The sequence below is a fragment of the Pseudomonas sp. PvP089 genome (genome assembly GCF_017875165.1).
GTDB classification, from domain to species: domain Bacteria; phylum Pseudomonadota; class Gammaproteobacteria; order Pseudomonadales; family Pseudomonadaceae; genus Aquipseudomonas; species Aquipseudomonas fortuita.
The window spans coordinates 6,102,079-6,115,767 of the sequence record NZ_JAGGME010000001.1; the positions used below are offsets into that span (position 1 = coordinate 6,102,079).

General features: G+C 62.6%; 14 protein-coding genes. 6 read left to right on the forward strand and 8 right to left on the reverse strand.

The features are described from left to right. Nucleotides 1-54: 54 nt before the first annotated feature. A complete protein-coding gene (gshA, locus tag J3A71_RS27930; protein ID WP_172901720.1) occupies nucleotides 55-1,632 on the forward strand; it encodes a glutamate--cysteine ligase in 1,578 nt (525 codons plus the stop codon). Next, on the forward strand, nucleotides 1,632-2,264 hold the full coding sequence (locus J3A71_RS27935) for a TetR/AcrR family transcriptional regulator (RefSeq protein ID WP_023047204.1): 633 nt from the start codon (nucleotides 1,632-1,634) through the stop codon (nucleotides 2,262-2,264). Before gshA ends, J3A71_RS27935 begins: the two co-directional genes overlap by 1 nt. Nucleotides 2,265-2,387: 123 nt before the next feature. Here the strand turns inward: J3A71_RS27935 and J3A71_RS27940 are convergent, their stop codons facing one another. From J3A71_RS27940 to J3A71_RS27975, 8 genes are all read right to left on the reverse strand, one after another. Then, entirely contained in the window at nucleotides 2,388-2,603 is a 216-nt protein-coding gene (locus tag J3A71_RS27940) for a molybdopterin-binding protein (RefSeq protein WP_008095172.1), read from the reverse strand. Nucleotides 2,604-2,647: 44 nt separating this feature from the next. After that, nucleotides 2,648-3,460, reverse strand: a complete 813-nt coding sequence (gene ssuB / locus J3A71_RS27945) for an aliphatic sulfonates ABC transporter ATP-binding protein (protein WP_019096900.1) — start codon at nucleotides 3,458-3,460, stop codon at nucleotides 2,648-2,650. Next, nucleotides 3,457-4,254: an aliphatic sulfonate ABC transporter permease SsuC gene (gene ssuC / locus J3A71_RS27950; RefSeq protein WP_016484401.1), complete on the reverse strand. Its 798-nt coding sequence runs from the start codon at nucleotides 4,252-4,254 to the stop codon at nucleotides 3,457-3,459. The genes ssuB and ssuC overlap by 4 nt, the downstream gene beginning before the upstream one ends. Before the next feature lie 10 nt (nucleotides 4,255-4,264). Continuing rightward, entirely contained in the window at nucleotides 4,265-5,413 is a 1,149-nt protein-coding gene (gene ssuD, locus J3A71_RS27955; RefSeq protein WP_016484400.1) for an FMNH2-dependent alkanesulfonate monooxygenase, read from the reverse strand. A 59-nt stretch (nucleotides 5,414-5,472) separates the two neighbouring features. After that, the gene (locus J3A71_RS27960; RefSeq protein ID WP_016484399.1) at nucleotides 5,473-6,438 is read right to left on the reverse strand and encodes a sulfonate ABC transporter substrate-binding protein; all 966 of its coding nucleotides are present in this window, start codon (nucleotides 6,436-6,438) and stop codon (nucleotides 5,473-5,475) included. Between the two features lie 85 nt (nucleotides 6,439-6,523). Then, complete coding sequence (gene ssuE / locus J3A71_RS27965) at nucleotides 6,524-7,117, reverse strand: NADPH-dependent FMN reductase (protein WP_209953526.1); 594 nt, start codon at nucleotides 7,115-7,117, stop codon at nucleotides 6,524-6,526. A gap of 199 nt (nucleotides 7,118-7,316) precedes the next feature. After that, nucleotides 7,317-7,955 (reverse strand): peroxiredoxin, encoded by a 639-nt coding sequence (locus J3A71_RS27970; protein ID WP_016497546.1) that lies wholly within the window; start codon nucleotides 7,953-7,955, stop codon nucleotides 7,317-7,319. Nucleotides 7,956-8,120: 165 nt separating this feature from the next. Further along, nucleotides 8,121-9,449 (reverse strand): OprD family porin, encoded by a 1,329-nt coding sequence (locus J3A71_RS27975; RefSeq protein ID WP_016484396.1) that lies wholly within the window; start codon nucleotides 9,447-9,449, stop codon nucleotides 8,121-8,123. Between the two features lie 643 nt (nucleotides 9,450-10,092). Here J3A71_RS27975 and tauA point away from each other — a divergent pair. From tauA to tauD, 4 genes are read left to right on the forward strand one after another with little or no spacing between them, the layout of a single operon-like run. After that, the gene (tauA, locus tag J3A71_RS27980; protein WP_016484395.1) at nucleotides 10,093-11,064 is read left to right on the forward strand and encodes a taurine ABC transporter substrate-binding protein; all 972 of its coding nucleotides are present in this window, start codon (nucleotides 10,093-10,095) and stop codon (nucleotides 11,062-11,064) included. 13 nt (nucleotides 11,065-11,077) lie between these two features. After that, the gene (gene tauB / locus J3A71_RS27985) at nucleotides 11,078-11,866 is read left to right on the forward strand and encodes a taurine ABC transporter ATP-binding subunit (protein ID WP_016497543.1); all 789 of its coding nucleotides are present in this window, start codon (nucleotides 11,078-11,080) and stop codon (nucleotides 11,864-11,866) included. Then, complete coding sequence (gene tauC / locus J3A71_RS27990) at nucleotides 11,863-12,702, forward strand: taurine ABC transporter permease TauC (protein ID WP_096425459.1); 840 nt, start codon at nucleotides 11,863-11,865, stop codon at nucleotides 12,700-12,702. The genes tauB and tauC overlap by 4 nt, the downstream gene beginning before the upstream one ends. Before the next feature lie 48 nt (nucleotides 12,703-12,750). After that, complete coding sequence (gene tauD, locus J3A71_RS27995) at nucleotides 12,751-13,584, forward strand: taurine dioxygenase (RefSeq protein WP_016484392.1); 834 nt, start codon at nucleotides 12,751-12,753, stop codon at nucleotides 13,582-13,584. The last annotated feature ends 105 nt before the right edge of the window (nucleotides 13,585-13,689 follow it).

Sequence of the window (13,689 nt, forward strand, 5' to 3'; positions counted from 1 at the left end):
AGACCGTTATCTCTACCCCCATATTGGGGCGACTGACGCGTGAAGGAATACATCTTGAGCGAACTCCTCAACCGCCGCCTGAGCCTGCTCGGCGCCAATCTTCCCCTGCTCAAGCAGTGCCTGCACGGTATTGAGCGCGAATGCCTGCGCGTGACCGATGAAGGTCGCCTGGCCCAGACCCCGCACCCGGAAGCACTGGGATCGGCGCTGACCAACGAGCAGATCACCACCGATTATTCCGAGTCGTTGCTGGAGTTCATCACCCCTGCGCTGGCCGACCCGGCCAAGGTGCTCGAAAGCCTCGAAGAGACCCACCGTTTCGTCTACAGCAAGCTGGGCGACGAATACCTGTGGAGCCCTTCGATGCCGTGCACGCTGCCGGCCGAGGAGGACATCCCGATCGCCGAGTACGGCAACTCGAACATCGGCAAGCTCAAGCACGTGTACCGCAAGGGCCTGGCCCTGCGCTACGGCCGCACCATGCAGTGCATTGCCGGCATACATTACAACTTCTCGCTGCCCGAAGCCCTGTGGCCACTGCTGCGCGAAGCCGAAGGCAGCACGCTAGACGACCGCGACTACCAGTCGTCGGCCTACATCGCGCTGATCCGCAACTTCCGCCGCTACAGCTGGCTGCTGATGTACCTGTTCGGCGCCTCGCCGGCGCTGGACAAAGGCTTCCTGCGTGGCCGCCCGCACCAGCTCGAAGAGCTGGACGCCGAAACCCTGTTCCTGCCCTATGCCACCAGCCTGCGCATGAGCGACCTGGGCTACCAGAGCAACGCCCAGGCCGGCCTCACGCCTTGCTACAACAACCTGGCCAGCTACACCGACAGCCTGCGCAAGGCCGTGGGCACGCCCTACCCGCCTTATGTTGAGGTCGGTACGCACGTGGACGGCGAATGGGTGCAGCTGAACACCAACATTCTGCAGATCGAGAACGAGTACTACTCGAACATCCGCCCCAAGCGCGTTACCTACACCGGCGAGCGGCCGATACAGGCCCTGACTTCGCGTGGCGTGCAGTACGTGGAAGTGCGTTGCCTGGACATCAACCCGTTCCTGCCGGTAGGTATCGACCTGACCGAGGCACGCTTCCTCGACGCGTTCCTGCTGTTCTGCGCCCTGGAACACAGCCCTCAGCTGGACAACGGCGAGTGCGGCCAGTGCACCGACAACTTCCTGACCGTGGTCAAGGAAGGTCGCCGCCCGGGCCTGGAGCTGCACCGCAATGGCCAGCCGATCAGCCTGAAAGGCTGGGCCGGCGAGCTGATCGAGCGCATCCGCCAATTGGCCAACCTGCTCGACCAGGCGCAAGGCTCTGATGAGCACGCCAAGGCGCTGGATGCCCAGCAGGCCAAGGTCGACGATGCCTCACTTACCCCGTCGGCCCAGGTGCTGGCACGCATGACCGAGCATGACGAAAGCTTCGTCCAGTTCTCGCTGCGCCAAAGCCGTGTGCACGCCGAGGCTTTCCGCGAGCAACCTCTGAGCAATGACAAGCAGCAGGCATTCGAAACGCTGGCCCGCGAATCGCTGGCCAAGCAGTCCGAGCTGGAACAAGACGAAGTCGGTGACTTCGACCTGTTCGTCGGCGCCTACCAGGCCAGCATCCTGGCAATCAGCAACTGATGAACCGCACCGCCACCCCGCGCAAGCCGCGCGCCAGCAGCCAGGCCAGGATCGAGGCGATCCTGGCGGCTGCGCGTGAGCTGCTGGCCGAACAAGGGGTGGCGGCACTTTCCATCTACAGCGTGGCTGAGCGGGCACAGATTCCGCCGTCGTCGGTGTATCACTTTTTCGCCAGCGTGCCGGCCTTGCTGGAAGCGCTGACGGCCGATGTGCACCGGGCGTTTCGCGAAGCGCTGGGCGCAGCGATCGACAGCAGCGCGTTCAGCACCTGGCACGAACTGTCACGGCTGATCGAAGAGCGCATGCTTGATATCTACAACGAGGATGCGGCGGCGCGGCAGCTGATTCTGGCGCAGCATGGCCTGAGCGAGGTGGTGCAGGCCGATCGGCAGCACGACATGGAACTGGGCGACTTGATGCACAAGTTGTTCGACCAGCATTTTCACCTGCCGGTGATGCCGCTGGATGTGGACGTGTTTGCGCTGGCCATGGAGCTGAGTGACCGGGTGTATGCGCGGTCGGTGCAGCTGCATGAGGCGATCACACCGCGCATGGCCGAAGAAGGCAAGCGGGTGTTCGAGGCGTATCTGGGGTTATACCTGCCGCCGTTTCTGGCCAAGCGTTCCTGCTGAAGTTATTGGGGCCGCGTTGCGGCCCATTCGCGGCAAGGCCGCTCCTACAGGAGATCGCATTCCCGTGTAGGAGCGGCCTTGTGTCGCGATAGGGCTGCCAAGCAGCCCCAATATCGAGCAGCATCACAGCTTGGCGATAGACACTTCAGTCGATTTCACAAAGGCAATCACTTCGCTGCCAACCTGCAGCTCCAGCTCCTTTACCGAGCGGGTGGTGATGACCGAAGTGACGATACCCGAAGCAGTCTGCACGTCGATTTCCGACAGTACCGGGCCTTCGAGGATCTCTTTCACGGTGCCTTTGAACTGGTTGCGGACGTTGATGGCTTTGATGGTCATGATGTCATTCCTTCTCTATGGCTTCAGTCTGGTGAGTGAGTCATTCAGTGCGCCCAACGCAGCTGCGTGGGCAGAGGGGCTACAGGATCCGGCTCGGGCGCAGTGCCCGGGGCCGACAGAACACGGTTGAGCACTTCGCTTTCCAGCGCGGCCAGGCGGTGCGAACCACGCGCGCGGGGCCGTGCCAGGTCGACGGTGAGGTCGAGCCCGACCTCGCCGTCCTCGATCAGGATCACCCGGTCAGCTACGGCTACCGCCTCGCTGACATCGTGAGTGACCAGCAGCACGGTGAAGCCGTGCTGACGCCACAGGCGTTCTATCAGTTGCTGCATCTCGATACGGGTCAATGCATCCAGCGCACCCAGCGGCTCGTCCAGCAGCAGCAGGCGTGGCTGGTGGATCAGCGCCCGCGCCAGGGCCACGCGCTGTTTTTGGCCACCCGACAGGGCTGCCGGCCATTCATTGGCGCGGTCGGCCAGGCCAACCGCCTCCAGCGCTTCCAGCGCACGTGGGCGCCAGTCACCCGACAGGCCCAGGCCAACGTTGTCGATCACCTTCTTCCAGGGCAGCAAGCGTGCGTCCTGGAACATCAGGCGGGTTTCTTCGCGGGCCTCTTCCAGCGGCGCAGCGCCGGCCAGCAACTGCCCGGCCGTAGGCTGGTCGAGCCCGGCCAGCAGCCGCAGCAGGGTGCTTTTGCCGCAGCCGCTGCGGCCGACGATGGCAACGAACTGCCCCGCCGGAATGTGCAGGTCGATGCCCTTCAATACTTCGCGCTGGCCAAAGGTCTTGCGCAGGCCGTTGGAGGCCAGCGGGATGCCACGCAACAGGCGTGGCGGCTGTTCCTTGAGCACGGTCATGCGCCCTCCTTCTTGGCCACTTGATAGGCCGGGTGCCAGCGCAGCCACACACGTTCCAGGCCGCGAGCGGCGAGGTCGGCGAGTTTGCCAAGCACGGCATACAGGACGATGGCCAGTACCACCACGTCGGTCTGCAAGAACTCCCGGGCGTTCATCGCCAGGTAACCGATACCGGCGTTCGCCGAAATGGTCTCGGCCACGATCAGGGTCAGCCACATGAAGCCCAGTGCGAAACGCACGCCCACCAGGATCGATGGCAGTGCACCCGGCAAGATCACCTGGCGGAACAGGCCGAAGCCGGACAAGCCATAGCTGCGCGCCATTTCTACCAGCGCCGGGTCGACATTGCGGATACCGTGGTAAGTGTTCAGGTAAATCGGGAACAGCGTGCCCAGCGCGACCAGGAAGATCTTTGCCGACTCGTCGATACCGAACCACAGGATCACCAGCGGGATCAGCGCCAAGTGCGGCACGTTGCGGATCATCTGCACCGAGCTGTCGAGCAGGCGTTCGCCCCAGTTCGACAGGCCAGTGATAAAGCCCAGCACCAGGCCGATGCTGCCGCCGATGGCGAAGCCCAGGCCGGCACGCCAGCCACTGATGGCCAGGTGTGTCCAGATATCGCCGCTGCGCACCAGCTCGACGCCGGCGCTGACGACAGCGCTAGGTGCCGGCAGGATGCGCGTCGACAGCCAGCCAGCGCTGACCGCCAGTTGCCAGACTGCCAGCAGCAGCACCGGCAGTGCCCACGGCGCCAGGCGCTGGGTCAGGGTGGAGGAAGTTGCACGACTCATGGCCCGGCCCTCAGCTCTGTGACACGGACTTGGGCAGGATGTCGTTGGCCACCATCTCGCCGAACGGGCTTACGTAGCCACCGGTTTTGGGTTGCTCCGGGCGCTGTACATCAAGGTGCGGGAAGAGCAGTTCGGCAACCCGATACGACTCTTCCAGGTGTGGATAACCCGAGAAGATGAAGGTATCGATCCCCAGGTCGGCATATTCCTTCACCCGCGCCGCGACAGTCGGGCCATCGCCTACCAGTGCGGTGCCGGCACCGCCACGTACCAGGCCAACGCCTGCCCACAGGTTGGGGCTGACTTCCAGGTTGTCACGGTTGCCGCCATGCAGGGCAGCCATGCGCTGCTGGCCCACCGAGTCGAAGCGCGCCAGCGAGGCCTGGGCACGGGCGATGGTGTCATCATCCAGGTGCGAAATCAGGCGGTCGGCGGCGGCCCACGCTTCTTCGTTGGTTTCGCGCACGATCACGTGCAGGCGGATACCGAAGCGTACTTCACGGCCTTGAGCAGCGGCTTTTTCGCGCACCTGGGCGATCTTTTCGGCAACGGCTGACGGTGGCTCGCCCCAGGTCAGGTACAACTCGACCTGTTCGGCGGCCAGGTCTTGGGCGGCCTCGGACGAACCGCCGAAATACAGCGGCGGGCGTGGTTGCTGAATCGGCGGGTAAAGCAGCTTGGCGCCCTTCACCTGGATGTGCTTGCCGTCGTAATCGACGTTTTCGCCTTCCAGCACCTTGCGCCAGATACGGGTGAACTCGACCGAGGCTTCGTAGCGCTCCTGGTGGTTCAGGTGCAGGCCATCACCGGCCAGCTCATCCGGGTCGCCACCGGTCACCAGGTTGAACAGCGCACGGCCATTGGACAGGCGGTCCAACGTTGCAGCCTGACGTGCTGCCACGGTCGGCGAAATGATGCCTGGGCGCAGGGCAACCAGGAATTTCAGATGCTGGGTCACAGGAATCAGCGACGCTGCCACCAGCCACGAGTCCTCGCAGGAGCGCCCGGTAGGGATCAGCACCCCACCAAAACCAAGGCGGTCGGCGGCCTGCGCGATCTGCTGCAGGTAACCGTGGTCGACCGCACGCGCGCCGTCGGAAGTGCCCAGGTACTTGCCGTCACCGTGGGTCGGGAGGAACCAGAAAATGTTAAGGCTCATTGGAGTTGTCTCCTCAAGGGTGGCTCAGCCAGGGCGGCGCCCCGGCACGGGCGAATCAATCAAGGCGCGCTAGCGACCTTGGCCGGGGGTGTCCAGATCACGTCCTTGATGCTCAGCGGCTTGGGTATGAGCTTGAGCGCCTGGAAGGTGTCGGCGATTTTCTGTTGCGCGGCCACTACCTCGGGGGTCAGCGGTGCAGCACCGTAGCCTTGGCGCTTGACCGAGGTCAGGGTGATGTCTGCGGGCAGGCCGAGCAGCGGTGCGACCTGATCGGTCACTTCCTGCGGGTTGGCCTGGGACCACTCGCCCACCGCGCGCACTTCTTCGACCAAGGTGTTGATCACCGTCGGGTGCTGGGTCGCATAGTTGCGGGTGGCCAGGTAGAACTGGTGGTTGTCGACCAGGCCCTTGCCATCACGCAGGGTGCGCGCCTGCAACTGTTGTTCGGCGGCGGCCTGGTACGGGTCCCAGATCACCCAGGCATCGACGCTGCCACGCTCGAATGCGGCGCGGGCATCGGCCGGGGGCAGGTAGACCGGCTGGATATCGCTGTACGTGAGGCCGGCGTCTTCCAGTGCGCGGACCAGCAGGTAGTGCACGTTGGAGCCTTTGTTGAGGGCGACTTTCTTGCCCTTGAGTTCCTTGACCGACTGGATTGGCGACCCCTTGGGCACCAGGATCGCCTCGCTGTGCGGCGCGGGCGGCTCGTAGGCCACGTAGAGCAGATCAGCGCCGGCGGCCTGGGCAAATACGGGTGGGGTCTCGCCGGTAACACCAAAGTCGATGGAGCCGACGTTCAACCCTTCAAGCAGCTGCGGGCCGCCGGGGAATTCGGTCCACTGCACCTGCACGCCTTGCTCGGCCAGGCGCTTCTCCAGCGTGCCCTTGGCCTTGAGCAGCACCAGGGTGCCGTATTTCTGGTAACCGATACGCAGGCTTTCGGCCTGGGCTTGGGTAATGGCGCCGAAGGACACAGCCGCCGCAAACAGGGCGACCAGACCGCGACGCAAGAAGACTGTGCGCATGGCGCTCTCCTGTGCGAATGAGGTTCGGGTTGCACCTGCTTGCCTCGTTGTCGGGCCAGTAAGGTGGTGAAGCGGGTAGTGCCGTTCAAATGCTCCAGCGGGCGCTGATCAGGCGTTCGTTCAGCACACCGGGGGCCACCGGGCGTGGCCGACGGGCCAAGGCAACGTGGAAGGTTTCAAGCGAGTCGTGCAGGCGCTCTTCCAGCGCTTGTACCAACTGCGCGGGCTTGGCGCCTTCTGCGTAAGCCACCTGGCTGTCGTCGGCGAAGATCCCTTGCAGGGTCTCTTGCGCCTTGAGTGCCGACAGCACCGGCTTCAATGCGTAATCCACCGCCAGCATGTGGGCGATGCTGCCGCCAGTGGCGATTGGCAACACGATCTTGTGGGCCAGGGCGCGTTCGGGCAGCAGGTCGAGCAAAGTTTTAAGGGCACCGGCAAACGAAGCGTTGTACACCGGGGTGGAAACGATCAGGCCATCGGCCTGGGCTACCAGCTGCTGGAAGTGCTGCACATGCGGGCTGTCGAAGCGGGCGTGCAGCAGGTCTTCGGCGGGGAAGTCACGTACCTGGAACGTCACCACCTCGACGCCACGGTCCTGTAGCCACTGGCGTGAACGCTCTAGCAGCACGCCGGAGCGTGAACGGAGACTTGGGCTACCACCGATTGAGACAACCAGCATTGCTGAGCTTCCTTGTGTTCTGTTGGAGGTGACATTAACAGCTGCTACATATATCTAGAAATCATATTTTTTCATTTGTTTATTCCATTATTGTCTTTGCTCGCGACGCGGCCCACACATTCTGCGCAGGCATAAAAAAGGGCCGTCGAAACGGCCCGAAAATCCCTGCTTGGCTAAGAGCAATGCAACGAGGAATCCATTAACGGTTTGGCTGAGGGGTCAGGCGCAGATAGGGTTTGACCGCCCGATATCCTTTGGGGAAGCGCTGCTTGATCTCTTCCTCATCTTTGAGCGAAGGCACGATCACCACCTCATCGCCGTCCTGCCAGTTACCGGGTGTGGCGACTTTGTGGTTGTCGGTCAGCTGCAGCGAGTCGATCACCCGCAGGATCTCATTGAAGTTGCGCCCGGTACTGGCCGGATAAGTGATGGTCAGGCGCACCTTTTTGTTCGGGTCGATGACGAACAGCGAGCGCACAGTCAGGGTGTCACTGGCGTTCGGGTGAATCAGGTCGTACAGGTCGGACACCTTGCGGTCGGCATCGGCAATGATCGGGAAGTTGACCACCGTGTTCTGGGTTTCGTTGATGTCCTCGATCCACTTATGGTGCGAGTCGACCGGGTCTACCGACAGGGCGATGGCCTTGACCCCGCGCTTGGCGAAGTCGTCCTTGAGTTTGGCGGTCAGGCCCAGCTCGGTGGTGCACACCGGGGTGAAGTCGGCCGGATGGGAGAACAACACCCCCCAGCTGTTGCCCAGCCACTCGTGGAAGCGAATTTTGCCTTCGCTGGAATCCTGTTCGAAATCGGGGGCGATATCGCCGAGTTTAAGGCTCATGGGCTGCGGCTCCTTGGCTGGGTTCTGTACCGTATGGGTTCAATGTGCCTGCATTCGGTTAAAAACAAAAAGAATAAATAACGATTTATTTATAACCATAATGCATACAAATTTGCAGGCACAAAAAAGCCTCGCATCACGCGAGGCTTCTTGTTCAGCTACGGCTTACAGGAAGTTGTAAGTGTAGTTGAAGATCAGACGGGTCTGATCCTGGTCAGCCAGCGAACTGGTGCCGGTGCCGCGGTACACACCGTGACGCAGGCTGGCGCCCAGGCCCTTGAAGGTGCCGTCCTGGATCACGTAGTCGATACGGGCATCACGCTCCCACTCGCTGAAGTGGCCGTTGCCGTTGGCATTTTTACCGTCTTCACCTTTCAGGTAGGCAACCGATGCTTTCAGGCCCGGCACGCCCAGGCGAGCGAAGTCGTAGGCGTACTGACCGAAGGTGGTGTTTTCACCGGCCTTGGCGAACTGGTTGATCATGCTGTCAGTGAACAGGTAGAAGCTGGAACCGCCGGCGCCTTCGTTGCGGCCATTACCATCTACCACGCTGCCCTGGTTCAGCCAGACGAAGCCACCGTCGTCATTGACGCGCTGATGGCCGAGCATCAGCGAGTGGCCACCCAGGGTGTAGGTGAACATCGCGGACCAGGTCTTGTTGTCGACCTCGCCAGTGTTCTTGGCATAGCCACCGTTGTTGTTGAAGCGGTAGCCGGCCTCGCCGTTCTTGCCGTCGCTGCTGCTGTCGAAGTAGCGCAGGTCGGTCTTGAACGACTGGTCGTCAGCGATCTTGAACACGTGAGTCGCGCCCAGGAAGTGCTGCTTGTAGAAGTCTTCCAGGTTCGAGTAGTAGTACTGCAGGGTCAGGTCTGGCGTGAGCTTGTAGTCCAGGCCGCCGTAACGGAACTTGTTGCTGTCCTGGGTAGCACCCGCTACCGACAGGCCGGTACGGTTGCTCGAAGCACGGCCCATGGCGTGGGTCAGCTGACCGGCGTTAATGGTCAGGTTGTCGATTTCCTTCGACTGGATGGTGCCACCCTCGAAGGTTTGCGGCAGCAGACGGCCATCGTTGGAGACCAGGATCGGCAGGTTCGGCGCCAGGGCGCTACCGTAGTGAACTTCGGTCTTCGAGAAGCGTGCCTTGGCGTTACCACCCACACGGGCCCACTGGCTTACAGCCGAACCGTCGGTGTCGCTTGGGAAGAAGGAGCTGTTGTCAGGGTGCTTGCCGCGGCCACCATCCAGGTGAATACCCCACAGGGCCTGGACGTCCACACCGAAACCAACGGTGCCTTCAGTGAAACCGGACAGGTAGTCGAGCTTGAAGCCCTGACCCGATTCACGGTTGTCAGCGCCACCGTCACGGTTGTCGTTGTTGAAGTACATGGTGCGCGAGCTAAGCGACAGTTTGCTGTCTTCGACGAAACCGGCAGCGCCTGCTTGTTGGGCGAGAACCCCCAGTGCCACGGCCAGGGCCAGGCTGGACTTGTACATGTTTTGCTCCTCTACGTTCTAATTTTTGTGTATCTCTGGCGGAGGGATCTGCTGCCCCTTCTCACCGTGGATTGGCGATTTAGTCCCAAAGCGTGACCACTAAGTCAATCGTTTCTAAACGTTTCGCGACTTTGGTCTAAGACGCCAGCTGCGCTACAGGATAATGACAATCCTATAAATCCAAAATGACCGTTTTATGAATTGGTAAGATTTTTACGGAATATGGTTGGAACCTTTACTGCCAAACGTTGTAGCAACTCCGCCATTCATAACCATCGGTTATTTGCAAACGTTTGCTCATAACCTAATACCGTATCGTTCTATAGGGACGACAAAGCCTAGCAGCCCGCTCTGATTTCGCCACTGGGCAGGTTGCCCCACAGAAGCGGCGGCCTTTTACGGTCTTTGTGGGAGCGGCCTTGTGTCGCGAAGCGGCCCCAGGACTTCAGCTTCGCCGCGTAAAATGCCGGGGCCGCATTGCGGCCCATCGCGACACAAGGCCGCTCCCACAAAGACCGCACTCCCCTTGGGCTTAAAGCATTTGGCTCCTAAGCTAATGCAAAAAAGTTATTTATTTAGAAATTCTTAGATCATTTAGTCTTCTCGCCATCCAACACCCTGATTGCCTGACGAGAGGTCCACCATGATCCCGCACGCTCCGCTGCGCCTGTTCGCTGCCCTGACCCTCGCCAGCACCAGCTGGTTTGCTCAGGCCGCCGACCTGACCGTGGCCTATCAGACCACCGTCGACCCGGCCAAAGTGGCCCAGGTCGATGGCGACTACGAAAAAGCCAGCAAGGCCAGCATCGACTGGCGCAAATTCGATAACGGCGCAGACGTGATCACTGCGGTGGCCAGCGGCGACGTGCAGATCGGCTACCTGGGCTCCAGCCCGCTGGCCGCTGCCGCCACCCGCAAACTGCCGGTCGAAACCTTCCTCATCGCCACCCAGATTGGTGCCGGTGAAGCCTTGGTCGCCCGCGACAGCATCAAGACGCCACAAGACCTGATCGGCAAGAAGGTCGCCGTGCCGTTCGTTTCCACCGGCCACTACAGCCTGCTGGCCGCCCTGAAAAGCTGGAACATCGACCCCTCCAAGGTCCAGATCCTCAACCTGGCGCCGCCGGCCATCATTGCCGCCTGGAAACGTGGTGACATCGACGCCACCTACGTCTGGGACCCAGCCTTGGGCGTGGCCAAGGAAAATGGCAAGGTGCTGATCACCTCTGGCGAACTGGCCCAGAAAGGCGCACCTACTTTCGATGCCTGGATTGTGCGCAAAGACTTCGCCGAGAAGCACCCCGAGGTGGTCAAAGCGTTTGCCAAAGTCACCCTCGATGCCTACGCCGACTACCGCAAGGACCCGAAAGCCTGGCTGGCCGACAAGGGCAACGTAGACAAGCTGGTGAAGCTGTCCGGCGCCAAGGCCAGCGACATCCCGGTGCTGCTGGAGGGCAACGTCTACCCACTGGCCGCAGACCAGGCCAACGCCCTGGGCGCGCCGACCACCCAGGCACTGACCGACACGGCCAACTTCCTCAAGCAGCAAGGCAAGGTCGACGCCGTACTGCCGGACTACTCGCCGTACGTCAGCGCCAAGTTCCTTCCAAACTGATCCGGAGCCCGTCATGGCCTTGCTCGAGCTGGAGCGCATCAGCGCACAGTACCCTGGCGCCAGCACCCCGGTGCTGGCCGACATCAACCTGAGCCTGGGGCCACGCCAGCTGCTGGTGGCCCTGGGGCCTTCCGGCAGCGGCAAGACCTCACTGCTCAACCTGATCGCCGGCTTTGTCGCCCCCAGCGGCGGGCGCATCACCCTCGACGGCGTACCGGTGCAAGGCCCTGGTGCCGAGCGCGGTGTGGTGTTCCAGGACGATGCCCTGCTGCCATGGCAGAACGTGCTGGGCAATGTCGCCTTCGGCCTCGAACTGGCCGGTGTACCCCGCGCCCAGCGTGAGGCCAAGGCCCGTGAAATGCTCGCCCTCGTCGACCTCGATGGCTTCGGCGAGCGGCGCATCTGGCAATTGTCCGGTGGCCAGAAGCAGCGCGTCGGCCTGGCCCGCGCGCTGGCAGCCGACCCACGGGTATTGCTGATGGACGAACCGTTCGGCGCCCTCGACGCGTTCACCCGCGAGCAGATGCAGGAATTGCTGCTGCAGGTGTGGCAACGCACCGCCAAGCCGGTGTTCCTGATTACCCACGACATCGAAGAAGCGGTGTTCCTCGCCAGCGAACTGGTACTGCTGGCGCCCAACCCGGGGCGCGTGGTGGAACGCCTGCAACTGGACTTCGGCCAGCGCTATGCGGCTGGCGAATCGGCCCGGGCCATCAAGTCCGACCCCGCCTTCATCGAAACCCGCGAGCATGTACTGGCGCGGGTGTTCTCCCAACGCCAAAGCCTGCAGGAGCGCGCATGAGCAGCCTGGACCTGCCGGTCGCCGGCAAACACACCGCACAAACCCGGCCCGCCGCCAAGCTGCGCCGACCACTGTCCACTCGCTGGATCAGCACCCTGACCTTGGCCAGCCTGCTGCTGGTCTGGTGGCTGGTGACGGCCGCCGGCTGGATCGAGCCCCTGTTCCTGCCCTCGCCCGGCGACATCCTGGCCAGGGCCTGGGCCCTGCTGACCCAGGGCTACATGGACGCCAGCCTGTGGCAGCACCTGGGCGCAAGCCTGGGCCGTATCGGCCTGGCGCTGGTGGCGGCGACCCTTACCGCGATCCCGGTCGGCATCGCCATCGGCTACAACCGCGTGGCCCGTGGCATCCTCGACCCGCTGATCGAGTTCTACCGGCCCATCCCGCCGCTGGCCTACCTGCCGTTGATCGTCATCTGGTGCGGTATCGGCGAGCTGTCGAAGGTGCTGCTGATCTACCTGGCGATCTTCGCCCCGATCGCCATTGCCACCGCCACCGGTGTGCGCACGGTCGACCCGGCCAAGCTGCGGGCGGCGCAGTCGCTGGGCGCGACCAAGGCCCAACTGATCCGCCATGTGATCCTGCCCAGTGCGCTGCCCGACATCCTCACCGGCATCCGCATCGGCCTGGGGGTCGGCTGGTCGACACTGGTAGCCGCCGAGCTGATTGCCGCCACCAGCGGCCTGGGCTTCATGGTCCAGTCGGCGGCGCAGTTCCTGGTCACCGATGTGGTGGTGCTGGGCATTTTGCTGATCGCCCTGATCGCCTTCGCCCTGGAAATGAGCCTGCGGGCCCTGCAACGCAAACTGGTGCCCTGGCACGGGCAGAGCCACTGATTGCCGACTGACCACGCCGGCAACCCGGCGCCTAGAACGAGAAAAAACATGAGCCTGACCGTTACCCCTCTCAGCCCGGCCCTCGGTGCCCAGATCAGCGGCGTGGACATCAGCCGCGATATCACTGCAGAAGAGCGCGACGCCATCGAGCAGGCGCTGCTCAAGCATCAGGTGCTGTTCTTCCGCGACCAGCCGATCAACCCGGAGCAGCAGGCGCGCTTTGCCGCCCGCTTCGGCGACCTGCACATTCACCCGATCTACCCCAACGTGCCGGAAACCCCGCAGGTGCTGGTGCTCGACACGGCAGTCACCGATGTACGCGACAACGCCGTGTGGCACACCGACGTGACCTTTTTGCCGACCCCGGCACTGGGCGCGGTGCTCAGCGCCAAGCAGCTGCCCGCTTACGGTGGCGATACCCTGTGGGCCAGCGGCATTGCGGCCTTCGAAGCCTTGTCGGCGCCGCTGCGTGAAATGCTTGATGGGCTGACCGCCACCCACGACTTCACCAAGTCGTTTCCGCTGGAGCGCTTTGGTACCACGCCGGAAGACCTGGCGCGCTGGGAGGCCACACGGCGTAACAACCCCCCGCTGTCGCACCCGGTAGTGCGCACACATCCGGTGAGCGGGCGCCAGGCGTTGTTCGTCAATGAAGGGTTCACTACACGCATCAATGAACTGAGCGAACTGGAGAGCGATGCGCTGCTGAGGCTGCTGTTCGCCCATGCGACGCGACCGGAGTTCAGCATTCGCTGGCGTTGGCAGGAAAATGATGTAGCGTTCTGGGACAACCGCGTGACCCAGCATTTTGCGGTGGATGATTACCGGCCGAACCGGCGGGTGATGCACCGGGCGACCATCCTGGGGGATGCACCTTTCTGACAGATTTTCGGAGGCCTTTGGCCTCCATTCGCAGCACAAGGCTGCTCCTGCAAGGGATCGCGTACCCTTGTAGGAGCAGCCTTGTGCTGCGAATGGGCCGCAAAG